This is a genomic window from Klebsiella sp. S69 (assembly GCF_016516145.1).
GTDB classification, from domain to species: domain Bacteria; phylum Pseudomonadota; class Gammaproteobacteria; order Enterobacterales; family Enterobacteriaceae; genus Klebsiella; species Klebsiella oxytoca.
This window is the reverse complement of record NZ_JACVUU010000021.1, coordinates 98,829-123,033: the sequence shown is the minus strand read 5'-3', so window position 1 is coordinate 123,033 and position 24,205 is coordinate 98,829. Positions and strand designations below refer to the sequence as shown.

Here is a 24,205-nt window from a genome sequence, read left to right as displayed (position 1 = left end):
GGGAGAACGCGGTCTCCCGTCAGTTATTGCGTAGCGCCCTGCATCCGCGGGGTCAGCGCGCCGTAGTCGTTAATCGTGCGGTATGTAATCTCGCGACCTGCATCGGCGGGTAATTTAACGCTGGCTTCACCCATCGGCGGAACCAGCGCATTTTCCAGCACCCGGGTACCGGCGTTGAGTTCGGTGACCGTCAGGTAGTAGGGGGTGGGGTTGATCAACGTAAGCGTGCCTGCGCCGCGGCGAAATTTCAGCTTTCCCGCAGCCTGATCCGGCGGCAGCGCCAGCTTTGCCGGACGGTAATAGAGCTTGATGCGGCTGATGATCGCCAGCTGGAGAGTGTTGTCGCTGAGCTTTGATTTATCCATCGACGGGATCGCTTTGACGTTCATCCAGAACAGTGTCTCCCGATCCTGCGGCAGCTGGTTGCTGGTGGCATCAATGATGCGCAGGGTATTCTCTTTTTTTCCCTGCATGGCGAACAGCGGCGGGGTGATGACAAAGCGACCGTCCTTCGCGCCATCGGCATTCTCCACCCATGACTGAATCAAATAAGTGCTCTTTTCGTCGTTGTTGGTGACCGCCAGCTGAACCTGCTTTTGCCCGGCAGGATAGATGACGCGGGTCGCCCCCAGCGCCACGCCAGCCTCGGCGCGAGCGGTAAATCCCATGGCGGCTATCATCAGCGCTCCCGCCAGTAAACCGCGCGCTATCGCCAGTGTTGTTCTCACGTTTACCCCTTTTATCGTCACCGTCGTTTCCTGTTTTCGGTTCGTCTGCTGATTAATTACTGGTAGGTCAGGGAGAACCAGGCCTGAGCGTTGGCCGCGCCTCCGGTGACCTGATGCCCTGTTGCCCGGTATTTCGCTACAAAATGCAATGTGGTTGGCCCGGTATACAATCTTGTCCAGGCGGCGGGAGGGCCGTTCAGTGGGATTGGATGGTCGTCTTTATCAAACAGAGCGACGCCCACGCCGGTCGCTATCCCCGGTCCTTCGCCCACCGAGAGCACGTCCGGGTTTTTACCATCGGCGACGCCGTGAAAGGCCACGCCAACGCGCTGGCTGACGGCGGTACTGCACTCCTGCAGGTGGATATCGAAGGGGACGGGGTTGGTGTCTTCTCCGGCCGAATGAAACCGATTGCTGCTGATCTGCCCCATGTTGACCGTCATCTGCCGGTCGCCCGCTTCAACGCGGCAGGACTCGGCAATAATGATCCCCTGAAAGCGCATGTTTCCGCCGGGCAGCGTGACGTTCCACTGGTTACCGGCCAGCGCCAGCGGCGGGAGCAAAAATATCAACAGACCTGACTTCATCCTTTGCATCGTTATCACCCGAATTCCGTTATGGATAACGGGCCTTCCTGGCCCGGCGCGCGTCCCTGCCTGATGAAAAAATTACTGGTACTGCACTTTAAAGGTGGCGTCCGCGTTAGCGGTACCGGCAGTGGCAGCGGCAGTCGCGTAGTAGCGAGCCTGGAACGGAATGATGTTGGTGCCATCGTTCAGGGTGGAAGCTGCGCCGAAGGTTGCGCCATCCAGCGCCAGCGGGGTGCCGGTACGGTCAAGGATCTGCACGCCGACGTTAGTCGCGCTGCCTGCCGCAGAGCTTTGCAGCGCCAGTACGGTGGTGTTGGTGCTGTCAATCGCGGTGCCGGTGAAGGCGACGGAGGCCTTGGTGGCAACGGTGGTGTCACAATCGTTCAGCTGGATATTGAAGCCGACAGCCGTGCTGGTGCTGCCCGCAGTCGCCAGTTTCGCCGAACGTACCTGGCCCATTGGAACGGTTTGATCGATTGAACCCGCGTCAATGGCGCAGGCTGCGTTGACGACTTCCCCTTTAAAATGCACCGTGCCGCCATTTACCGTGGTGTCGGCCAGCGCCGCCGCGGAGCTCAGAGACAGGGCTGACAGAACAACGATTGCCAGTGATTTGATTTTCATGTTGTTTTCCTTTGAACAATATCGGGATTACGAACCGATCTGGCCGTCATCATGACCTCCAGGTATTTCATATTTCAGCCGGTATATTCGGCTGCGGTTCTGCATGTTTTTCACCCAAAAAATGAGACATTTGGGGCCATTTTGACTCGTTGGCGTAATTGACTGAAATTATGATGACATTATTGTTTATTTGGTTTTTTAATCTTCTTTGTCGTTGTTTTACGACATAAAAAATCGATATCGTTAAGGCTTAATAAGCCATGGATGGCTATAGGCAACGCGTGGCCGGGAAGGATGGGCAGCGGAAAGAAGGACGTTTCTGGAAAAGATTAAAAATAAAAAAACATTGTTAATCAACGTGATATTGGTTTTTACCCCCTGTTTGATGCATTCGATGGTTGCAAAAGGTTACTGAATATTTTTATGATGCACACAGTTTGGCCCCAATTGACCTGTTCGGTATGTTATTTTCCCTTATTTATCAAACTATTATTTTCCATCCTCTGATTTTGTAAATTCCACTCCATCAGGTTGTTGCGTTCCCAGAGTCCGGCGAATCGCGCGGCGTTGCTGGCCGTATAGCGTACGGTATGGCGAATGTTTCGATGGCCGAGATAGTCCTGAATAAGGCGGGTGTCGGCCCCTCTCTCCGCCAGTTCGTAACCGCAGGCATGGCGCAGCATATGCGGGTGAGTATGGGTAGCCGTGCCAGCGTCCACGCCAGCGGTGCGGATGATGCGGTAGGCCTGCTGACGCGAAAGCGGCGTACCGCGTCGCGATATAAACAGCGCATCGGTTTTTTGCGCGCCTTTCCAGGCGCCGCGTACCTGACTCCAGCGCCTGATAGCGTCACATTCATCGACCATCAGAGGATGTACGGTGGAGAATCCATTCTTCAGCCGTCGAATATTGATGCGGCCTTCGACAAGATCGAGGTCGCGGTAGTGCAGATCGAGTAATTCGCTAATGCGCATACCATGACGAAAAGCGAGCAGGATTAGACAGTAATCCCGCTCTCCCGTTTGCCCGTGGCGGGCTGCCAGCATCATCGCCTGAACTTCTTTACCAGTAAGAAAACGACGTCGGTTCACAATAAATAACTCCTGATATGATCTTGAAAATTAACACGACCCTGCGGACCGCAGGGGGCGCTCACAAATAATCCGCAAGGTTAATCGCGTATTATACGAAGGGGCTTAAGCATAGTTGAATAATGACATTGTAGCGGCTGTGGGGCAGAATATTACAGATGATAAATCTTATTCTTATAGATTTTATTGATGGCGACAACCTCTGGGCCGCGGTTCTTTTTCAGGTGCATAAAATTAAAAGGAAAAAAGCATGATTGCGGCTATTTTAAACGGAAGGGCGTTGACGCATTTATATGCAGGGCCATGCCCGGGGGTAATAAGATAAATCATCGTTGCGCTGTGAACTTGCCGGAACAATAATCATAAACACCGCATGGTTAATTTTTTTTAATGTTTACCGCTGCCTGACGGTTATTTTGACGCCCTCCCTGGCATCGAGCATTACGGCAGAACAGGGCTCCGCTGTCTGTCTCTGCTTTCGTCCCAGATACCATAGAAACGGCCAGCGTTACTGGCGGTATACCATACGGTATGGCGAATGTTGCGGTGGCCTAGATAGTCCTGGATAAGGCGGGTATCAATGCCCATGTTGGCCAGGGCGAAGCCGCATGAATGACGGAGCATATGCGGATGAATTTCGAGCGATAGCCCGGCATTATCACCAGAAGCGGAAATAATCTGATAAAACTGCTGGCGAGACAAAGGATTACCTTTTCGTGAGAGAAATAACCATTCGCTGTCGGACTGCGGGTACGAGGCGCGGACCTGTAGCCAGTTTTTTAATGCGCGGATTTCTTTATTTAGCAAAGGATGCGTTGTCGAAAATCCATTCTTAAGCCGGTGAATATAGATACATTTAGAACTAAGGTCGATATCGGAAATTTGCAGGCGGCATATTTCACTGGCGCGTAATCCGTGAATAAAACACAATAATGTCAGGCAATAATTGCGCGTGGCATGTGCACCACTGTTGGCCGCTTTGAGCAATGACTCTATTTCATTGTGAGTCAGGAAGTTCCTTTTTTTTAAAATAGCATTGCTTTTCATTGAGTTCCCTTTATTATACAGCCGGCGAGCGCACTTTTTGGCCATCATAAGATAATGATAAGATTCGGCTGCATGTGCATTATTTATTGCTGCTGCTGGCAATATTTAAGCGATATGACTTCTTTTGGACAGGCAGTTCTTATTTTTATATATATATTCGGCGTTGCGGTTTGGGGTAGGGCCCATATCCTGCTCATTCTTTTTCTCCTTAACTGGGTAGGCAGCAGTATATAACTTCTAATAATGTTAACCATACTGCAAAAACCATCTTATGAATAGGGAAAACAGGAAGCGCAACAATTGTGGGGAGCGTTAAGAATTGTTTTATTTCATATGAGATAAACCTTAACTGCCGCTAAGAGGGGGGATATCGGAGGGTAGCGTAGCCAAAAAATCTGGCTGATAAGGAAGCGAGAGATGCGCATTGGCTAATTTAGAGTGGGGTGATGACGAATGCAAAATAACCGTACAGCAATGCGTTTTTGCCATAATAATGCCGTGGCGCGAACAGGACACGCGCTCGCGCCTTATATGGCAGGCTACCTCAGTTGCTCCAGAAACAGCAGGGCGGCTATGGCGACCATCATCACCCCCGAAGCGATGCTGACCTTTTGCGCGATTTGAGGCCGGGTCGCTAACAGCGCTTTGGCGCCGTAGCCGACCAGTAAATAGACCAGCGTGCAGGTGATAAGGTGAATACCGCCCAGCGCCGACATCTGCTGCGCGACCGACCAGCTTCCCTGGGGGTCGGTAAACTGTGGCAGCAGGGCCAGAAACAGAAGAAAAACTTTTGGATTGAGGCCGCTAATGCATAGCCCCTTAATCGCCCAGCGATTCCAGCTATCCGCGCTGTATTGCTGTGTGCCTGGCGTTGGCGGATGGCGCAAAATAGCGATTCCCAGCCACATCAGATAGCCCGCGCCCAGCAGGGTAATCGTCGATAGCGCCAGCGGGTGGCCGGCGATTAACACGCCGATTCCGGCGACGACGATCAGCGTGGCCAGCAGGTGACCGGACATCAGTCCGGCGACGGCGGGTATCACGCGCCGACCGTTGATCCCTGCGCTGATGGTGTAGGCCCAGTCAGCCCCCGGCGTGATGATCAGCAGAAAGGAAACCAGCCAAAAGCTGGCGATAAAGCTCATTTCCATGGCCAGCGCACCCCTGCGTGTTGATGGCAGTTTCTCATCGTTTTCCCTCGTAAAGCGGCGATTATTTGAGGAAAAGAATATCGGGTTTATTGCGCAATGAGCTTTCAATGTTATGCTCTGGAAGGGGAATCTGAGGGAAAATATTCCAAATGGATAGCATCGATCGAAAAATTCTTGCTGAGCTGCAGGCCGACGGGCGACTATCGATAACCGAGCTGGCCGAACGGGTGAATCTCAGTCTTTCGCCCTGCCATCGACGGCTGCGCACGCTGGAGCAGGAGGGGGTGATTACCGGCTATCGGGCCAACCTTGATCCGGCCAAAATGGGCTTCAACTTTTTGGCCATCGTCTTCGCGACGCTAAAAGAGGGGGACAAAAAAGCGGTAAGCGCGTTTGAGGAAGCGGTCGAAGAGATCCCGCAAATCGTGCTGGCGCAGCGTCTGTTTGGCGATCCGGACTATCTGATGCATGTGGTGACGCGCGATCTTCCGGCCTTCCAGAAGCTGTACGATGATAAACTCTCCGCAATGCCCGGCGTGCAGCATTTACGTTCGACATTGGTCATGAAGACGGTCGTGCAGGATCGCCCTTTTCCGCTCGGTAATGGGTAACCGCAGCCCGGACAGATGCGCAGCATCGCCTCCGGGGAAATTCAGCCGTTCTGCATGCAGCCCCGGGGGCGGCGCTCAACGCGCCTTGCCCGGGCTACAGGTTCATTGCCGTCTGCGATCCGGTAGGCCGGACAGATACCCAGGTTCATTGCTATCTGCGGGCCGGTAGTCGGTAGCCCGGACAGATGCGCAGCATCGCCTCCGGGGAAATTCAGCCGTTTTGCACACTGCCCCGGGGGCGGCGCTCACGCGCCTTGCCCGGGCTACAGATTCATTGCCGTCTGCGATCCGGTAGCCCGGACAGATGCGTAGCATCGCCTCCGGGGAAATTCAGCCGTTCTGCACGCTGCCCCGGGGGCGGCGCTCACGCGCCTTGCCCGGGCTACAGATTCATCGCCGTCTGCGATCCGGTAGCCCGGACAGATACCCAGGTTCATTGCCATCTGCGGGCCGGTAGTCGGTAGCCCGGACAGATGCGTAGCATCGCCTCCGGGGAAATTCAGCCGTTTTGCACGCTGCCCCGGGGGCGGCGCTCACGCGCCTTGCCCGGGCTACAGATTCATCGCCGTCTGCGATCCGGTAGCCCGGACAGATGCGTAGCATCGCCTCCGGGGAAATAACGGTGATGCGTCATCAAAGGTGAGCCGGCAGCAGTATGAGCACCCTGTCAAAGCAGAGTGGTATTACTCTTTTTCCAACAGACGCATAAACACCGTCAGCGCTTCATCAAGCTGCTGGCGCTGCCCCGCAGAAAGGCCATCCAGCAGCTGCCGCTCATTTTCCACGTGGCTCTCTACCGCCCTGTCGATTAACTTCCGCCCCTCATGCGTCAGCGCGACCAGCATGCTGCGCGCATCGTCCGGGTTTGGCAGTCGGCGAATAAACCCTCGTTTTTCCAGCGCCTTAAGACGATGGGTCATGGTGCCGGAGGTGATCATTAACGTTGAAAAGAGCTGGGTTGGCGACAGCACGAACGGATCGCCCGCCCGTCGCAAAGTCGCCAGCATGTCAAACTCCCAGCGCACTAAATCATGGCGAAGAAAAGCCGCTTCAATGCGCGGTTCCAGCAGCAGCGCGCAGCGCTTCAGACGACCGAACGGTCCCATTGGAGTGCAATCGAGATCGGGGCGTTCCCGTTTCCACTGTTCAAGAATGCGATCCACGGCGTCGGTCTGCGGTGATTTGTCCATTAATGCCCACTTGTCTTGATATCAAGATAAATATCGATACATACTTACGCCATAATTTACCTTGATATGAAGATAAAATCATGGCCTTTGTTTCGCGCAACCTTGTTGTAGATCTATTCTTAACCGCGCTGGCGCCCGCCATCTGGGGCAGCACCTATATTGTCACCTCGCAGTTCCTGCCGCCCGATAGACCGTTTATCGCCGCGCTGCTGCGGGTGCTGCCGGCCGGGATCGCCCTGCTGATCTGGAGCCGTCGCCTTCCGCTGCGCGGCGAGTGGTGGAAGCTGATTGTCACCGGGATCCTGAATATCGGCGCGTTCCAGGCGCTGCTGTTTATTGCCGCTTATCGGCTGCCGGGCGGACTGGCGGCGGTGATTGGCGCTATCCAGCCGCTGCTGGTGATGCTGCTGGCATGGTGCGTCGATCGTCAGCGATCGCCCTGGCTCGCGGTGCTATCAGCAATGACGGGGATCGTGGGAATGGCGATGTTGCTGCTATCGCCGCAAATGACGCTCGATCCGCTTGGGATCGGCGCGGCATTTCTGGGGGCGATGAGTATGGCGCTTGGGACCTGGCTGTCGCGGCGCTGGGCGATCGCCTTGCCGGTTATTGCCCTGACAGGCTGGCAGCTGCTGATTGGCGGTATTGTACTGGCGCCGATTGCGTTATTGGTCGATCCGCCGCTGCATCAGGTAACGCTGACTCAGGCGGCGGGTTATTTGTGGCTGTGCGTTGCCGGGGCAATGCTCGCGTATGGCCTCTGGTTCCGCGGTATTGGCCGTCTTTCTCCGGTAGCGGTATCGGCAATGAGCCTGCTGAGTCCGGTGACAGCGGTACTATTAGGCTGGATTTTCCTCGGACAAAAAATTGAGGGGCTGGCGCTGGCGGGATTGGTGATTGTGCTATTCAGCGTGCTGTCGATTCAGCGCGCATTATCGAATAAGAGAGCTGTAGCGGGTCGGTAAATCCCGGAGGCGATGCTGCGCATCTGTCCGGGCTACCGGCCCGCAGACGGCGATGAACCTGTAGCCCGGGCAAGGCGCATCAAGCGCCGCCCCCGGGAGTAGCGTGCAGAGTGGCCAAATTTCCCGGAGGCGATGCTGCGCATCTGTCCGGGCTACTGCACCGCAGACGGCGGTGAACCCACAAACCGGGCTGCGGGTTCACTGTTCGCCAAAAACAAAAAAAGCCCCATCAAGGGGCTCGACATTGCTGGGTGCTTATTATGTGGCGGGAGCCAGACCAGCCGCCTTCAGGCGACCTGTCCGGCAGCTCCCTCTGCAACCATTCGATTATTTAGACAGCTCGGCGGTCATATGTACCTGGTTACCGGTATAAGCTTCGGTAATGTGGTAAGACTCACCCTGGTCTTTAGCAATGGCAGCGATTTTGGCTTCGGCGTTGTCCAGAGTATCTGCGGTTACGCTAACAGGCTGAGCGAAGCTAGCAAAAGAGACCAGAGACAGCATACCGGCAGCGGCAAGTAATTTTACGTTTTTCATGGTGTTTATCCTTTTAACTTTTATGGTGGAAAGCGTGGTTGCTTTCGATGGACTTATAATAAGTCTGCTAACTATAACGCGCGTTGCAAAAAGTGCGATTTAGATCACACTTTTGTGACGGTATGATGATGAATTAGCTGATTTTTGTTTTTTTATTTTCAATAAAAACATATAGATGCTCTCTTTTTGGACCTGTTTCAGGCCTTAGAAAATAGTTTCAAAAGAGGCGCGATTAGCTTTCTTCAGGTTATTAACTATTGCTTTTGTGAATATGTGGGATGTTTTTTGCACAATAAAAGCCATCATACTTCGCCCATCAGCGAAGCATTGAGCCCGGCAAAGAAGATATCCTGGCCTTCACACTGATTGCGTGAGGACGACGGTATGATTGCAGTACTTTTTGAAGCTGAGGTTACCCCGGCGAGCCAGGAGCGCTACTTAACGCTGGCGGCGGAGCTGAAGCCGCTGCTGAGCGATATTGACGGTTTTATTGCCATTGAGCGTTTTCAAAGCCTGACTGCGGCAGGCAAAATTCTGTCGCTCTCCTGGTGGCGTGATGAGGATGCGGTACTGGCGTGGAGGCGCAACCTTTGCCATCAGGCTGCGCAGAAAGAGGGACGGGAGAGCATCTTCGCCTGCTATCAAATTCGGGTTGCCCGGGTGCTGCGCGAATATCGTTCTCAACATGCCGATTAACGTAATATGGCGGCAGTTTGCCGTTGGGAAAATAAGCGAGGCGCTATGTTAAAACCTGTTGAGCGGATTGAAGACGATGAATCGCTGGCCCTGGCGATGGCGGCAGTGGCGTCGGCAATGGCGGATGCCTCGCGGTTGAAGATACTTTGCGCCTTGATGGATGGCCGGGCGTGGACGGCTACCGAGCTTTCCACCGTGGCCGACATTTCCCCCTCCACCGCCAGCGCGCATCTTAGCCGGCTGGTCAGCAGCGGTTTGCTGATGTGTCTTGCCCAGGGCCGCCATCGCTACTACCGCCTCGCCGGTAGCGATGTTGCCGGATTGCTGGAAAATATGATGACCATGGCCGGCAAGCGTGCGGTGGCGCTGTCCACCGCAACGCCGGTTAATTTACGCGTCGCGCGTACCTGTTACGATCATCTGGCCGGCGAAGTGGCGGTATCACTGTATGATTTTCTGCTGCGCGAAGCGTGGTTAGCGCCTGATGGCACTACTCTGACGCCCGTCGGCGAAGCGCAGTTTGCGCGCCTGGGGATAATGACGAAGAGCGGCTCCCGGCGCAAAGCGTGCTGCGGCTGCCTTGACTGGAGCGAACGTCGCTTTCATCTCGGTGGGGCGGCAGGCGCGGCGCTGCTGCAGCACGGTCTGCAGAAAGGCTGGTTTACCACTACCCCGGGATTCCGCGAAGTGACGATTACGTCAGCAGGATGGCGAGCGCTACATCAGCATTTTCAGCTGGCGAAAAATACCCGATCAGCGAGCGATTAAGAGTGTTCTGACTGGGGGGAAATAGTTTTTATGCCAATATAGGTTGCTATATTGTTAATTCCATATCGTCTTTTCCCCTTCCGTGTAAATAACAATAACTTCGTTTCTTGCTATCAATCCTGAATTATTAATAGTTGTCAGCTATCTGTTACATTGATTAACAGCTCGTGAACATATGTATATTTGTCAGCGAAAAATAGCATTCTTTGACGCCGACAGCCTTGACGATTTCTTTATTAGAATTCGTTCCTGACGCCTTAAATATTGCGGCTTCCGGTCAGTCGAAGTTTCTATTAACAGTTGCACAAGTGAGCATCGCAAATCGCTTCTGACTTTTGTGCGAATTAACTGTTTGCTCATCGATACTTAATTCACTCTGACAAGGAAATGGCAATGAAAAAGGTTCTTCTCTCTGCTGCAATGGCGACTGCGTTTTTTGGTATGGCTGCAGCAAATGCTGCTGATACCAATGTAGGCGGCGGTCAGGTTAATTTCTTCGGTAAAGTTACCGATGTATCTTGTACTGTTTCCGTAAATGGCCAGGGCAGCGATGCAAACGTTTATCTGTCACCGGTGACTTTAACTGAAGTTAAAGCCGCCGCTGCGGATACCTATCTGAAACCGAAATCTTTCACTATCGATGTGTCTGACTGCCAGGCCGCTGACGGTACCAAACAGGACGATGTGAGCAAACTGGGCGTGAACTGGACTGGCGGTAACCTGCTGGCCGGCGCTACTGCTAAGCAGCAGGGCTACCTGGCGAACACCGAAGCCGCTGGCGCGCAGAATATCCAGCTGGTTCTGTCCACCGACAACGCGACCGCGCTGACCAACAAAATCATCCCGGGTGATGCCACCCAGCCTAAAGCGACCGGCGATGCTTCTGCCGTTCAGGACGGCGCGCGCTTCACTTACTACGTTGGCTACGCTACCAGCACCCCGACGACTGTCACCACCGGTGTGGTTAACAGCTACGCGACTTACGAAATTACTTATCAGTAATATCGACTGAGAGATAAAGCCGCCTCGCGCCGGGGCGGTTTATATCCGCAATCTTTCGAATAGCACAGGCGCTGGCGACGCTCGCTCATCCCAGTCACTTACTGGAGTAAGCTCCCGGGGATTAATGAGAAGCTCCTGCCTCTCAGCGAAGGACAGCCTTCGGCTGGACAAATTCGTCGGGAACGTATTTGTCACGCTCTTGCCGCCTTTCTGCAATTCGAATTATTGAGGGTATACAACAATAATAAAGCGGCCACTGCTGCCGCTTATTTTTTATTCTGAGGTCAGCATGAAGCGTATTGCCCTTTTTTTCTGTTTCATTTTTAGTTTTGCGGCCCATGCCAACAATATTATTGTTAACGGCACCCGTTTTATTTACCCAGGAAATGAAAAAGAAATAACGGTGCAGCTCTCTAACACCGCCGACCGTCCGGCGCTGGCGCAGGCCTGGCTGGACAACGGTAATGCCGATGCGACGCCGGATACCATTACCACACCATTTATTATCACGCCGCCTATTTCCCGCGTTGATGCGAAAAGCGGCCAGACCCTGCGTATTAAGCTCGGCAGCAATGCGGGACTGGCTAAAGATAAAGAGACGCTATGGTGGCTGAATCTTCTGGAAATACCGCCGGTCGAGGCCAGCCAGAAAAATGAAGGACAGAATATTCTGCAGCTGGCGATTCGTTCGCGCTTTAAGTTTATTTATCGTCCTGCCGGTTTAGGCAATCGCGACGCGGCGGCAGACAAATTAGCGCTCTCCGCTAACGGCAGCAGCCTGTCGATCGGTAATCCAACACCCTTTTATATCACCGTAAGCCGTATCTCCCGTAACGGCGGCAAAGCGCTGAATAGCAAAACGGTCATGCTTGCCCCGCAGTCCATTCAGACCATCGCCCTCTCTTCTGCGGTGAGCAAAGGTGAGACCCTGACCGTTAACAATATTAATGATTATGGCGCAGACGTCGCAGTGAAAGTTACCGTCAAATAAGGGAAACGATCATGAAGCAGAGGTCAATCTGCCCGGGAAGATTAAGCACGACGATTGCGGTTGCGCTGTGCTGCTTTCCGCCATTTTCCAGCGGACAGGAAAACCCGGGAACGGTCTATCAGTTTAACGATGGTTTTATCGTCGGTAGTCGCGAAAAGGTCGACCTGTCGCGCTTCTCGACCAGCGCTATCAGCGAGGGCGTCTATTCCCTCGATGTGTATACCAACGGCGAATGGAAAGGGCGCTACGACCTGAAAATCACCGCCGGTAAAGATGGCAAAATGGGCGTCTGCTACACCAAAGCGATGCTGATGCAGTACGGGATCTCGCCGGAAAAGTTTAACCCGCAGCTCAGCGAAAAAGAGGGATTCTGCGGACGCCTGCAGGAGTGGCGTAACGAAGATAATGTTAAAGACACGCTGATTCAGTCCTCTCTGCGACTGGATATTTCCGTACCGCAAATCTATGAAGATCAGCGCCTGAAAAACTTTGTCAGCCCGGAATTCTGGGATAAAGGCGTTGCGGCGCTGAATTTAGGCTGGATGGCGAACGCCTGGAATAGCCACACGTCGTCGAACAACGGCTCTGATAACAGCAGCGCGTACCTTGGCGTTAACGCGGGCCTGTCGTGGGACGGCTGGCTGCTCAAGCATATCGGTAACCTGAACTGGCAGCAGCAGCAGGGGAAAGCTCACTGGAACAGCAACCAGACCTGGCTGCAGCGTCCTGTTCCGCAGATTAATTCGATAGTCAGCGGCGGGCAGATTTTTACCAGCGGCGAGTTCTTCGACACGATTGGCCTGCGCGGGGTCAACCTGGCGACCGATGACAATATGTTCCCGGACGGCATGCGCTCTTACGCTCCCGAAATTCGCGGCGTAGCGCAAAGCAATGCCCTGGTGACGGTGCGCCAGGGCAGCAATATTATCTATCAGACTACGGTACCGCCGGGGCCGTTTACCCTGCAGGATGTCTATCCTTCCGGCTACGGTAGCGATCTTGAAGTATCGGTAAAAGAGGCCGACGGTTCGGTTGAGGTGTTCAGCGTACCTTACGCCTCAGTGGCGCAGCTGCTGCGTCCGGGAATGACCCGCTATGCGCTTTCTGCCGGTAAGGTCGACGATAGCTCCCTGCGTAATAAACCGATGCTTTACCAGGGAACCTTTCAGCACGGTTTGAATAACCTGTTCACCGGCTATACCGGCGTCACCGGCTTTGATGACTATCAGGCCTTTCTGCTGGGAACCGGGATGAATACCGGCATCGGCGCGCTCTCCTTCGACGTTACCCACTCGCGGCTGAAGAGCGATACCCTTGACGAGCAGGGGCAGAGCTATCGCGCCACCTTTAACCGTATGTTTACCGAAACCCAGACCAGTATCGTGCTGGCGGCGTATCGCTACTCCACCAAAGGCTACTACAACCTGAACGACGCGCTGTACGCCGTCGATCAGGAAAAGAACCACCGCAGCAGCTACACCGTATGGCGGCAGAAAAACGGGATGACGTTTACCGTTAACCAGAATCTGCCGGACGGCTGGGGCGGTTTTTACCTTAGCGGTCGGGTGGCGGATTACTGGAACCGTTCGGGAACGGAAAAGCAGTACCAGTTTAGTTACAACAACATGTACGGTCGGCTCTCGTGGTCGGTCAGCGCCCAGCGCGTCTATACCCCGGATAGCTCCGGCCACCGTCGTGACGATCGCGTTTCACTCAACTTTAGCTACCCGCTATGGTTCGGCGAAAACCGTACGGCTAACCTGACGTCAAACACCTCGTTTAATAACTCGCGCTTCGCCAGCTCGCAGATTGGGGTCAACGGTTCGCTGGATAGCGAAAATAACCTCAACTACGGCGTGTCGACAACGACCTCGACCGGCGGCCAGCACGACGTGGCGCTGAACGGCAGCTACCGTACCCCGTGGACCACGCTGAACGGCAGCTATAGCCAGGGCGAAGGGTATCGCCAGAGCGGCGTGGGCGCCAGCGGAACGCTAATTGCTCATCGGCATGGCGTCGTGTTCTCGCCGGAAAGCGGCACCACGATGGCGCTGATTGAAGCAAAAGATGCCGCAGGCGCGATGCTGCCCGGTTCGCCGGGGACCCGCATCGACAGCAACGGCTATGCCATCCTGCCGTATCTGCGGCCTTACCGGATTAACTCGGTTGAAATTGATCCCAAAGGCAGCAGCGACGACGTCGCCTTCGGCAGTACCGTGGCGCAGGTCGTGCCGTGGGAAGGCAGCGTGGTTAAGGTCTCTTTCGATACCACGGTGCAGAACAACATCACTCTGCAGGCGCGCCAGGCAAACGGCCTGCCGTTACCGTTCGCCGCCACGATATATGCCCCATCCGGGAAAGAGATTGGCGTGGTGGGCCAGGGCAGCATGATGTTTATCAGCGACGCCAGCGCGCCGCAGGCTACGGTCAAATGGAGCGGTGGACAGTGTTCGGTAGAGTTAAGTCAGCAAAAAACAAAGGAAACGCTATGTCGCTAATGAAAAAACTGACGCTTTTTATTGGCTTAATGGCGATGGGAACCACGTCGGCATGGGCGTACTGTACGCGTCTGTCGCAGCCGACCGTTAACCTCGACATGGTGGTGGGGAGGGTGGTGGTTCCACCTGACCTGCCGGTAGGATCGGTGATCGTTTCCCGTAACTGGACTATGTCGGCGCCGGGCGGGGCCAGCTATAGCTGCAGCAGCGGCAATAACCGCTTTGCGGCCAAAATCGTTTCCACCGGCGCGACGGATCTGGGAAATAAAATTTACTCTACCAACGTGCCCGGTATCGGCCTGCGCTTTAGCCGCGGCGGGGCGACGGTGAATATTATCTACCCGGATGTTTACTCGAGCTACGCCAGCAGGACCACGAATTACTCGCTGGAAGGCTCACGCTTTACGCTGGAAGTGATTAAAACTGCCAGCGTGACCGGGAGCGGTACTCTGGCGGCGGGGAAATATACCTCTTATGACTGGGAGAACGGTAACAACCCGATTCTGGTGACGTACCTGAGCGCCAACGCGATCACCGTGGTGTCGCCCTCATGCACTATCCTGAGCGGCAAAAATATGAACGTTGATGTTGGCACCATTAAGCGCAGCGATCTTAACGGCGTCGGCACTACCGCCGGAGGTAAGGATTTTAATATTGAGCTGCAGTGCAGCGGCGGATTAAGCGAGTCGGGCTATGCCAATATCCAGACCTCTTTTTCCGGTACGCTGGCGACCGGCACCACGAACGCTCGAGGCGCGCTGCTGAATGAAAAATCCGGTAGCTCGCTGGCGAAAGGGATTGGTATTCAGGTTTTGAAAGATGGCGTGCCGCTGGAGTTCAACAAAAAGTACAGCGTCGGTACGCTGCGCACGCAGGAGACCCGCTATATCACCCTGCCTCTGCATGCGCGTTTCTATCAATATGCGCCGACCACCAGTACCGGTGAGGTGGAGTCGCACATGATCTTTAACCTGACGTACGATTAATTCGGGAGGCGGGTATGAGTGATGCAGCACGATTCAAAATTAGCAAACGACTCATTCAGCTGACCCTGATAAGCGGGGCGCTGATGGCCTCAACGGCGTGGGGTTTCGAAACCAATTACGATCGCGGGCGGGTGGATTTTGCCGGACGAGTGACCGATATTTCCTGTAGCGTGGCGCTCAACGGCGGTCACAACGCGGGGAGCGGCAGCGTCTGGCTGGCACCGGTCAGCCTGGCGGAAGTGCACGATCGCGGCGCCGGCGCATTTATGAAACCGCAGCCCTTTACCCTGGAGCTCTCTAACTGCCAGCTACGGTACGACGGCGGCGCGGCCGATAAAGATGAGATCCGCCTGGTCAGCGTACGCTGGGTTGATGGATATATGGTCAAGGCGGTCAGCAATGAAAATGCCGGTTATCTGGCGAATACGCGAGCGGACGGGGCCAGCCATATCTTCCTCGCGCTCTCAACCAACGACAATAATACGTTGGATAAAAGCAATAAAATTGTTCCGGCCGATCCTCAACAAAACCGCGTACCGCTGGTAGAAAAGGCGGTAGATGGCGGCGTATTTACTTATTACATTGGCTACGTGACGCCAGCGCCGGAAAAAGCCACCAGCGGTCCGTTGACCAGCTGGGCGACCTGGGAGCTGGTTTATAATTGAGTCGCCGGTGGGATGGCCCGAGGGATAATATTGATGCCGGAATTTTCCGGCATTTTTTTAAACCGCGATCTCTTCCTGGATCAGTTGTTCAATGCTGACTTCCTGCCAGTAATGGCCCTGAATAGCAAACCACTCCATACCCTGTAACCATTTCTTATGCGCTTCGCTTTCTACGCCCTCAATAATCACGTTATGGTGGTTACGGGAAAGGAACGTGACCAGCGCATCCATTAATGGCCGACCAAACTCTTTATGCATTAAATGCCAGAAAAAATCTTTATCGATTTTGACATAATCAAAGTGATAACCGCAAATAGCGCTAATACCCGCGTTGCCTGAACCGAAATCATCGAGCCAGAGCGTGGTGCTTTGCGGATCATTCCAGGCGGCGAGAGCATTATTCAATAATTTGTTGGAGTTCTCGGTAACTTCAAAATGAACGCAGCCGATATGGTCGACCAGCGTTTTAATCTCCGGCCTTAGCAATACGCTAAGAATATGGTCATCAACATTGATGGTTGCCGAGATGCCGTTTTTATTAAACCACTGTTTATGTTTTTCGATAAGCGCCAGTTGTTCCATAAAAATGCTTTCACGTAAACCAGTATTGGCATAGCGGAAGAAGTTTTCCGGAGATATCGCCAGGCGGTCAAAACGACTCAGGCATTCAACGGCGACGAGCGTGCCTTTTGGGGAAAACATCTTTTGAAAGACATAACGCACGGATATATCGCTACGTGATAGATTATGGCTGGTAAACAGAGTTGCGTTCATTATCTCTCGTCAAAATGGGGTCAGAGGTCAGGAGAGGGTAATATTATTATAGGTGACCTTTCTGCCAATGGGAATGATTATTAAAGGCTGATTGCCAATAAATGATCGGCTTTTGATTGGTCACCCACATATTTTTAGTCTCAGCAGTGATACATATTGACTATGCTTTTATGCATTATTCGTGAGCTATTCATTCCCAATTTTTTCATAATATGTACCCGGTGGCTGTGTACCGTTTTGTGGTCAATATCAAGGAGCGCTGCGATTCGTTTGCTGTTGTTGCAGGCGATGATTAACTCCAGTACCTGAAGCTCCCTGGCGGTCAGCCTGCGTTGGGTGCATAACGCCTGGCAGCCTTCGGCGGTCAAGGGTTTGCTGAGGATAGCTGAATAGTCTGACAAAGAAGATTTTTCTGTAAGAATCATAAGGTTGTCCATATCAATCAGTTCCCGAAACAGGCTGGAGAGCTCGCTTTTTACAATCAGCACCAGCAGCGCGCAGTGCGTCAGGCGCTTTCGTAAAGTGTTGAGTAATGCGACCGTGGTGGCCGCAGAGATATCTTTGTGAATAATATTGATAATGACCGTCGCGGTCGGTGGGGCGCAGATACCTTTGACAATATCCTGAAAGTTCAGGGTCGTGATGTGCCTGGCGCGATCGATCATATAATCGTGAATGGCTTGTCCAATGATATTGTCATCAGTGTAGAGTAATATACTGTCCAAGGGTTCAGACTCTCTTTTTTCTTTTGGCTTCCATAATCAAGTCGAGCAGCACTTTCTCAATTCTCTTCTTGTTATCGAGGTTACGAAATTTAAACTGACAAGAAATCTGGTAGTAGCTGTCCGGCTTCTCGTTATCATCTAAAGTCACCATGACAACGTTTTTTATGACTAAATCTACGGTAACTTCGCCATATTCGGCGAGGGCGAGGATCGCATTCTTGAGAATGGCGTTATGGCTGATGAATTTCAGATTAGGGCTTTGGGTCATCAGCGCGCAGCCGCCATCCGAAATGTCTTTGATTTCGAAAAGATAATTTTCTCCATTTTTGTGCCTGCCGTGACAGAAGAATTCATGCTCGTGGCGCAGACGGAATCGGGGATCGCGGCGGCGCTGGACCACCTGGATACATTCAGGCAGGGTAAACGCGACTTTATTGCCTTTCCCTTCGCTGCTGGCATAGATTTTCTTTAGCGTAGAGCAAAATTCGATTTTCCCTGAATCGCTATGCAGAATAAATTTAACTTTATGCCCGGCGGGGATTTTGCAGGTGGTGGTGATATGAAACTCGGCAAAATCCACCCGCGTCAGCTGGGTTATCGTGCTTTTGTTATTAACAAAAACTTCTATCTCCGCCTGCTTTCGAAGCTCTTCCCTGAAAATAGCAATGATTTCATACTTACTCGTCTTTATCGTTCCCTCTGTCATGTGAAATCCTTGTAAATTGTTATTGTGTGGTTGATTTTTTATATGGCAATACAAACATTCTGATTGTGTTAACCAGATGTTTTTATGAGCGTTTGATGTTGTTAGCTATCTTTGCAGCTAAATTGATTTGTATAAACTTTGAATGCGATATTGTTTTTCCTGTAATCAAGAGTTCAAAAAGTTTGGCGAGACAAAAACGACAGAAGCCTCCATTTAGGAGGCCAGTCGGAAAAGGATAAAGCTATGCTTTGCATAGGGGTTATCCGTGAAGGAATAATGCAGATAACACCTAATTGTAGGATGTATAGTGCCAGTGGCGTAAAGGTAATTCCAGGCAAATATTGAGGAGCAGACTTCTGCGAATATCCATTGGCAGAAGCCTGAGAATCAGGCGTGAGGCTGGAGGTTATCCAGAATGGCTAACGCATCGGCCGGAAGGGTTAATTCCGCGGCGGCAAGATTTTCGTGCAGGTGCTGTAGCGAAGAGGTGCCCGGAATAAGCAGAATATTTGGCGAGCGCTGGAGCAGCCAGGCCAGCGCTACCTGCATCGGCGTGGCATCCAGCGAAGCGGCAACCTCGTTCAGCTCCCGGGCCTGGAGCGGGGTAAAGCCGCCCAGCGGGAAAAAAGGGACCCAGGCGATATTCTGCGCCGCCAGCTCGTCGATAAGCGGGTCATCCTGACGGTTTGCTACGTTGTACTGGTTCTGAACGCAGGCGACAGGCGTCATTTTTTGCGCATCGCTTACCTGTCTGGCGGTGACGTTACTCAGTCCGATATGGCGAATCAGTCCGCGTTCTTTCAGCTCCAGCAGGGTGGTTAAAGGCCCTTCCAGCGACCCCTCAACCGGGCCGTGAGTGCCGAGCATACTGCGCAGATTCACCACCTCCAGCACGTCGAGACCCAGATTGCGCAGATTATCCTCTACCGCCTGAGTGAGCTCCGCGGGCGACATGGCGGGTAGCCAGTTGCCTTTATCGTCCCGGCGGGCGCTGACTTTGGTCACGATACACAGATCGTCGGGGTAGGGATGCAGCGCCTGGCGAATAAGCTGATTAGTGATGTGGGGGCCGTAAAAATCGGAGGTATCGATATGATTAACTCCCGACTCGACCGCTTCCTGCAGGACGCGGATAGCGGTTTGCGGATCTTTTGGCGGACCGAAGACGCCGGGTCCCGCAAGCTGCATCGCCCCGTATCCCAGGCGATAAACCTGACGATCGCCTAACGTCGCGGTACCGGATAATTTTACGCTGGACATAGCCATCCTCGCTTTCATTGTATGCAAAGGATAAGTGTATGCCGTCAGGGAGAGTGGTGGGATGAGAATATTGGCAGAACGTGCGGCGAATAAAGAATTCGCCGCACGTCAGGGACTAGCTAAAAAACATCACCGATACGCAGAGCAAACCGACCACCAGGGTGATGAAGTTACCCACTGAACGGTAAGGCTTCAGCGCCGGAATAAGATACGTGGACAGGGTGGGCATGATGAACAGGATCATCGCAATAAGCGGGCCGCTGATCGCATAAATCATTGAGATGGCGTTGGGATTGATAAAGCACACCGCGAAGGTCAGCGTCGAGACCAGCAGGATCGACATCGCCCGATTAAAGGCGCGGCTTTTACGAATCCCCGCCTGGGCGAGAGCGGTTTTGACCATTTCGCTGGCGCCTTCAATCACGCCAAAATAGGTGCCGAGGAACGATTTTGACATCGCTACCACCGCCACAATAATCCCGGTGACCGCCAGCCACGCCGGTGAACCCGGCATCATCGATAGCGCGGAAAGAATCGTGACCCCTTCATCACGCGCGGTTTGAATATAGGTGGCCGGTATCGACAGCAGGCAGCTGAAGACGAAAAACAGCACGCTGGCGCAGATGAGGGTGTAGGCCACCTTCATGATTTTTTTGCATTTACCCATGGCCTGCTCGCCGTATTTCTCCTGCTGATCGATAGCAAAAGTCGAAATGATCGGCGTATGGCTAAAAGCGAAAACCATCACGGGAATAGAGATCCAGATTTGGTGGAACGTGTGCGAAGACAGCTGCATCTGGCTGGTCAGGTAGGCTGGCTGCCAGCTGCCCATTAAATAGATGGAGAGAAACAGGAAACAGGCGATCAGCGGAAAGACCAAAAAGCCCATGACTTTAATCGTGACGTGGCGGCCCATTAAAAAGATCAGATTCAGCACCAGCACCACGCCCAGACTGAGAAGCGCGCGTATTTGCGAAGTGATGGGCACGTGTCTGGCAAGCTGTTCCGCAAGCGAGTTGGTGATGGCGACGGCGTAAATCAGCACGACCACGAAAAAGGCGAGAAAATAGAGACCGGTGATCAGGCTGCCGATCTTTTTACCGTAATAGTGATTAACGGCGCCGGTGATCCCCGCGCCCGGAGCGATGTTAGCGGAAAGAATGAACTGGCTCAGCGCTTTATGCGGCCAGTAGGTCAGAGGCCAGGCGACCAGCGCGGTGATGAACAGAACGATGGCGCCAGCGGATCCCAGTTGGATCGGCAAGAATAACGTGCCAGCGCCTACAGCAGTGCCATATAAGGCGAAACTCCACAGAGTTTCTTCTTTAGACCAAATTTTAGACATTATGCGACTTTATCAACCAGAAAACGAACAAAAAGGAGTGCAATTTATCACATTTATGGATGAGCTGGGGCGATAGTTTCTGGCGAAGAAGTGAAGCCGTGGAGCGCCCGTTACCGGCCGGGCGCGTTGCAAAAATTACTGGCGGGCGGCGATTCGCTGCTGGCGAACCTTTATGACGCGTTCGCGCAGCATATCCCAGACCCAGTTAAACGCCATGGTGTAGGGAAGGAAAAACAGCATAAAGCCAATTTCCAGCATAAACGCCTGCATCAGCGAGACGCCCAGTACCAGCGCGACCATGGTGACGCCAATTATAATAAAGCCTGACTCGAAGCCGAGAGCGTGCAGCGCGCGAACCCGCAGGTTCCGCACGACCCGGGAGGTCGGCCACAGGCGGTCGAATAGGGCGTTATAGATAATGTTCCAGACCATCGCCAGCGTGGCGAGCAGGATACTCAGTCCGCCCATTTCCACGACCGAGCGCTGCATAAGCCACGCGGCGGTAGGGGCGAGGATCAGCGTCGCCAGGCCTTCAAAGCTGATAGCGTGGATAACCCGTTCCGTCAGCGTTTTGCGCTGAACATGTCGTTGTTGCATGGTTCGTTGCCTCCAAACATTATAAGGAAATATCCGGCATTTTATGGATAAATGTGATAAACAAAAGATAGTATCCATCGATAAAGTAGATAGTTCATGCGCTATTCTCCCGAAGCCCTTACCGCTTTCGTCGAAGCCGTCGCCTGCGGTTCATTTTCTGCCGCGGCGCGGCGGCTGCGCAAAAGCCAGTCCACCATCAGCACCGCGATCGCCAACCTGGAAGCCGATCTAGGTGTGACGTTGTTCGATCGTACCGCCAGACAGCCCGCGCTGACGCCGCAGGGCGAGCAGGTGCTCAGCTACGTGAAAGCGATTCTGGCGGCCAGCGACAGGCTTGATGAGCTGGCAATTTCGCTGTCCGGTAAGACGGAAGCGCGTCTGACCTTTGTGCTCTCCGATACGCTGCATCCCGATGTGCTGGAAGATCTGCTGGCGCAGTTCGATCGCCATTTTCCGCATACCGAATTTGAGTGCCTGATTGGCGAAGATGACGATGTTATCGACCTGCTACAAAAGGAGCGTGCGCAGGTGGGGCTGATTGAGGCCAGAGATAACTACCCGACAGAAATCGGCAGCATCCGGCTGCCGATGCAAACCGAAATGGCTATTTACGTGGCTCCCCGGCATCCGCTGGCGGCCCAGGGCAGGGTGACCCGTGACGAGCTGTTTAGCTGGCGCGAGCTGCGCCTGAGCACCTATCTGGAAAACACGACGGAACCGGCACGCGGGCTGGTATGGTCGGCGCCTAACTATCTTCTGCTGTTCAGCATGGCGGCTCAGGGGCTGGGATGGTGTATTTTGCCCAGCGCGCTGGTGGAGGAGTTTGCCGGTAGCGGCAGTCTGGTGGCGCTGGACATTGCCGGTTGGCCGCGGGTGATATCGACCGATTTGCTGTGGAATAAAAAGGCGCCTCCGGGAGAGGCGGGAAGCTGGCTGCGTCAGCATCTGCAGGGGCATCGGCGTGAATAGCGCCCATTATTTTCGCATCGCCCGGCGGCCGATACCTTGCGGGGCTTCGGTGCCGCTAGCTGGCCCGATATTGATTGCGCGGGGCTGCTTTTCGTCAGGCAGGTAAGGCGCCACCTGCCAACAATGCCTGCACGATGCGTAACAATGGCGTTGTCGCCAGCCGCAAGCGCTAAAATCGCCCACAATCTTTGTGATTCCCCTCACTTTTTTTAAACAATTGCGAAATTTTTTGATAACAATTCACTACTATGATGCTGTTTCTTTGCGCAGAGGCGGAGCAGAGGTAGAGGATGAAAGATGTCGTAATTGTCGGCGCGTTGCGAACGCCCATCGGCTGTTTTCAGGGCACGTTATCGCGTCATTCCGCGGTAGAGCTGGGCAGCGTGGTCGTCAAGGCGTTAGTTGAGCGCAGCGGCGTCGATCCCCAGAGTATAGATGAAGTGATCCTCGGCCAGGTACTGACGGCGGGCACCGGCCAGAATCCTGCGCGCCAGTCGGCAATCCGCGGCGGGCTGCCCAATACCGTTTCTGCCATTACCATTAACGATGTATGCGGTTCCGGGCTCAAGGCGCTGCACCTGGCCACGCAGGCGATTCAGTGCGGCGAAGCGGACGTGGTTATCGCCGGCGGGCAGGAGAATATGAGCCGCGCTCCGCACGTGCTGACCGACAGCCGTACCGGCGCGCAGTTGGGCAATAGTCAGCTTATCGATAGCCTCGTCCACGACGGCCTGTGGGATGCGTTCAATGATTATCATATGGGGGTGACGGCGGAGAATCTGGCGCGCGAGTACAATATTAGCCGTGAACTACAGGACGCCTGGGCGCTCAGCTCGCAGCATAAAGCGCGGCGGGCGATTGATTCCGGTCGTTTTCGCGATGAAATCGTGCCGGTAGCCAGTGAACTCAACGGTACCCTCCGCCTGGTGGACACCGATGAACAACCGCGCGTTGACCCCAGCGCTGAAGCGCTCGCCAGCCTGCTTCCGACCTTTGACCTGCAGGGCTCGGTCACCGCAGGGAATGCCTCAAGCATTAACGATGGCGCGGCGGCGGTAATGATGATGAGCGAAGCCAAAGCAGAGGAGCTGGGGCTGCCGATTCTGGCGCGCATCCGCGCCTTCGCCAGCGTTGGCGTCGATCCGGCGTTGATGGGCATCGCGCCGGTCCATGCCACCCGTCGCTGCCTGGAACGTGCGGGCTGGAAGCTGGATGAGGTCGATCTTATCGAAGCCAACGAGGCTTTTGCCGCTCAGGCTATTTCGGTCGGCAGGGTTCTGGAATGGGACGAGCGGCGGGTGAACGTGAACGGCGGCGCGATTGCGCTGGGCCACCCCATTGGCGCTTCCGGCTGCCGTATTCTGGTTTCACTGGTGCACGAGATGATTAAACGCGATGCCCGCAAAGGGCTGGCTACGCTGTGCATCGGCGGCGGTCAGGGCGTGGCCCTGGCGGTTGAACGTTAATAAGCCCTTTCTGATGTGAGTAAACTGAGCCTCCCGATGGAGGCTTTTTTGTTTTTACCGCAGGCATTTCCCTCCTGAAAATTCCTTTGTAACGCTCTATTTTGTTGAGCTTTGTCACGTCTTTTTGTGCCACCTTTTTTGAAACAAATAATTACGATCGCGATCACTAAAACATTATTGCCTAAAAAATAAAATGCGGTTTTATAAAAACGAAACGATATTT

25 protein-coding genes are annotated in these 24,205 nt (G+C 53.8%); 11 read left to right on the top strand and 14 right to left on the bottom strand.

The annotated features are described in order from the left end of the window. Nucleotides 1–23 precede the first annotated feature (23 nt). The 6 genes from IAE27_RS20410 to IAE27_RS20385 form a co-directional block, all read right to left on the bottom strand. Entirely contained in the window at nt 24–749 is a 726-nt protein-coding gene (locus IAE27_RS20410; protein WP_200092823.1) for a fimbria/pilus periplasmic chaperone, read from the bottom strand. 35 nt (nt 750–784) lie between these two features. After that, on the bottom strand, nt 785–1,324 hold the full coding sequence (locus tag IAE27_RS20405; protein ID WP_004115184.1) for a fimbrial protein: 540 nt from the start codon (nt 1,322–1,324) through the stop codon (nt 785–787). 72 nt (nt 1,325–1,396) lie between these two features. Beyond that, complete coding sequence (fimA, locus tag IAE27_RS20400) at nt 1,397–1,942, bottom strand: type 1 fimbrial major subunit FimA (protein ID WP_004105373.1); 546 nt, start codon at nt 1,940–1,942, stop codon at nt 1,397–1,399. 464 nt (nt 1,943–2,406) lie between these two features. Further along, on the bottom strand, nt 2,407–3,033 hold the full coding sequence (locus IAE27_RS20395; protein ID WP_023321571.1) for a tyrosine-type DNA invertase: 627 nt from the start codon (nt 3,031–3,033) through the stop codon (nt 2,407–2,409). Between the two features lie 441 nt (nt 3,034–3,474). Beyond that, the gene (locus tag IAE27_RS20390) at nt 3,475–4,080 is read right to left on the bottom strand and encodes a tyrosine-type DNA invertase (RefSeq protein ID WP_004105369.1); all 606 of its coding nucleotides are present in this window, start codon (nt 4,078–4,080) and stop codon (nt 3,475–3,477) included. Nucleotides 4,081–4,619: 539 nt separating this feature from the next. After that, nucleotides 4,620–5,231, bottom strand: a complete 612-nt coding sequence (locus IAE27_RS20385) for a LysE family translocator (protein ID WP_004105367.1) — start codon at nt 5,229–5,231, stop codon at nt 4,620–4,622. Nucleotides 5,232–5,380: 149 nt separating this feature from the next. Between IAE27_RS20385 and IAE27_RS20380 the strand changes: the two genes are divergently transcribed. Then, nucleotides 5,381–5,842 (top strand): Lrp/AsnC family transcriptional regulator, encoded by a 462-nt coding sequence (locus tag IAE27_RS20380; protein ID WP_004105365.1) that lies wholly within the window; start codon nt 5,381–5,383, stop codon nt 5,840–5,842. A gap of 683 nt (nt 5,843–6,525) precedes the next feature. Here IAE27_RS20380 and IAE27_RS20375 read toward each other — a convergent pair. Beyond that, entirely contained in the window at nt 6,526–7,032 is a 507-nt protein-coding gene (locus tag IAE27_RS20375; protein ID WP_108704581.1) for a MarR family winged helix-turn-helix transcriptional regulator, read from the bottom strand. A gap of 80 nt (nt 7,033–7,112) precedes the next feature. Between IAE27_RS20375 and IAE27_RS20370 the strand changes: the two genes are divergently transcribed. After that, a complete protein-coding gene (locus IAE27_RS20370; protein WP_108704582.1) occupies nt 7,113–7,997 on the top strand; it encodes an EamA family transporter in 885 nt (294 codons plus the stop codon). A 327-nt stretch (nt 7,998–8,324) separates the two neighbouring features. On the opposite strand, the gene IAE27_RS20365 is transcribed toward IAE27_RS20370, so the two are convergent. Next, entirely contained in the window at nt 8,325–8,534 is a 210-nt protein-coding gene (locus IAE27_RS20365) for a YdgH/BhsA/McbA-like domain containing protein (RefSeq protein ID WP_004105360.1), read from the bottom strand. Between the two features lie 384 nt (nt 8,535–8,918). Here IAE27_RS20365 and IAE27_RS20360 point away from each other — a divergent pair, with 384 nt between their 5' ends. From IAE27_RS20360 to IAE27_RS20330, 7 genes are all read left to right on the top strand, one after another. After that, entirely contained in the window at nt 8,919–9,230 is a 312-nt protein-coding gene (locus tag IAE27_RS20360; protein ID WP_004115172.1) for an antibiotic biosynthesis monooxygenase family protein, read from the top strand. A 45-nt stretch (nt 9,231–9,275) separates the two neighbouring features. After that, nucleotides 9,276–9,998, top strand: coding sequence for an ArsR/SmtB family transcription factor (locus tag IAE27_RS20355; RefSeq protein WP_154022840.1), 723 nt, complete (start codon nt 9,276–9,278; stop codon nt 9,996–9,998). 393 nt (nt 9,999–10,391) lie between these two features. Then, entirely contained in the window at nt 10,392–11,000 is a 609-nt protein-coding gene (gene mrkA, locus IAE27_RS20350; RefSeq protein ID WP_004105354.1) for a type 3 fimbria major subunit MrkA, read from the top strand. 289 nt (nt 11,001–11,289) lie between these two features. Further along, complete coding sequence (locus IAE27_RS20345) at nt 11,290–11,991, top strand: molecular chaperone (protein WP_064397332.1); 702 nt, start codon at nt 11,290–11,292, stop codon at nt 11,989–11,991. Nucleotides 11,992–12,002: 11 nt separating this feature from the next. Further along, nucleotides 12,003–14,489: a fimbria/pilus outer membrane usher protein gene (locus tag IAE27_RS20340; RefSeq protein ID WP_004115165.1), complete on the top strand. Its 2,487-nt coding sequence runs from the start codon at nt 12,003–12,005 to the stop codon at nt 14,487–14,489. Beyond that, complete coding sequence (locus IAE27_RS20335) at nt 14,480–15,475, top strand: fimbrial protein (protein WP_004105348.1); 996 nt, start codon at nt 14,480–14,482, stop codon at nt 15,473–15,475. The genes IAE27_RS20340 and IAE27_RS20335 overlap by 10 nt, the downstream gene beginning before the upstream one ends. A 14-nt stretch (nt 15,476–15,489) precedes the next feature. Beyond that, entirely contained in the window at nt 15,490–16,140 is a 651-nt protein-coding gene (locus tag IAE27_RS20330; protein WP_004115158.1) for a fimbrial protein, read from the top strand. 57 nt (nt 16,141–16,197) lie between these two features. On the opposite strand, the gene IAE27_RS20325 is transcribed toward IAE27_RS20330, so the two are convergent. From IAE27_RS20325 to IAE27_RS20300, 6 genes are all read right to left on the bottom strand, one after another. Then, a complete protein-coding gene (locus tag IAE27_RS20325) occupies nt 16,198–16,914 on the bottom strand; it encodes an EAL domain-containing protein (protein ID WP_064370284.1) in 717 nt (238 codons plus the stop codon). A 140-nt stretch (nt 16,915–17,054) separates the two neighbouring features. Further along, nucleotides 17,055–17,639: a helix-turn-helix domain-containing protein gene (locus tag IAE27_RS20320; RefSeq protein WP_016808168.1), complete on the bottom strand. Its 585-nt coding sequence runs from the start codon at nt 17,637–17,639 to the stop codon at nt 17,055–17,057. A gap of 4 nt (nt 17,640–17,643) precedes the next feature. After that, a complete protein-coding gene (locus IAE27_RS20315) occupies nt 17,644–18,345 on the bottom strand; it encodes a flagellar brake protein (protein WP_200092820.1) in 702 nt (233 codons plus the stop codon). A 387-nt stretch (nt 18,346–18,732) separates the two neighbouring features. Next, nucleotides 18,733–19,605 carry an aldo/keto reductase family oxidoreductase gene (locus IAE27_RS20310; RefSeq protein ID WP_016808169.1) on the bottom strand — a complete coding sequence of 291 codons (873 nt, stop codon included), beginning with the start codon at nt 19,603–19,605 and terminating at the stop codon, nt 18,733–18,735. A 115-nt stretch (nt 19,606–19,720) separates the two neighbouring features. Then, nucleotides 19,721–20,950, bottom strand: coding sequence for an amino acid permease (locus IAE27_RS20305; protein ID WP_004105334.1), 1,230 nt, complete (start codon nt 20,948–20,950; stop codon nt 19,721–19,723). Nucleotides 20,951–21,085: 135 nt separating this feature from the next. Continuing rightward, on the bottom strand, nt 21,086–21,547 hold the full coding sequence (locus IAE27_RS20300; RefSeq protein WP_032729031.1) for a multidrug/biocide efflux PACE transporter: 462 nt from the start codon (nt 21,545–21,547) through the stop codon (nt 21,086–21,088). A gap of 96 nt (nt 21,548–21,643) precedes the next feature. Between IAE27_RS20300 and IAE27_RS20295 the strand changes: the two genes are divergently transcribed. After that, nucleotides 21,644–22,516, top strand: coding sequence for a LysR family transcriptional regulator (locus IAE27_RS20295; RefSeq protein ID WP_004105330.1), 873 nt, complete (start codon nt 21,644–21,646; stop codon nt 22,514–22,516). A gap of 290 nt (nt 22,517–22,806) precedes the next feature. Next, complete coding sequence (locus IAE27_RS20290; RefSeq protein WP_016808901.1) at nt 22,807–23,982, top strand: acetyl-CoA C-acetyltransferase; 1,176 nt, start codon at nt 22,807–22,809, stop codon at nt 23,980–23,982. The last annotated feature ends 223 nt before the right edge of the window (nt 23,983–24,205 follow it).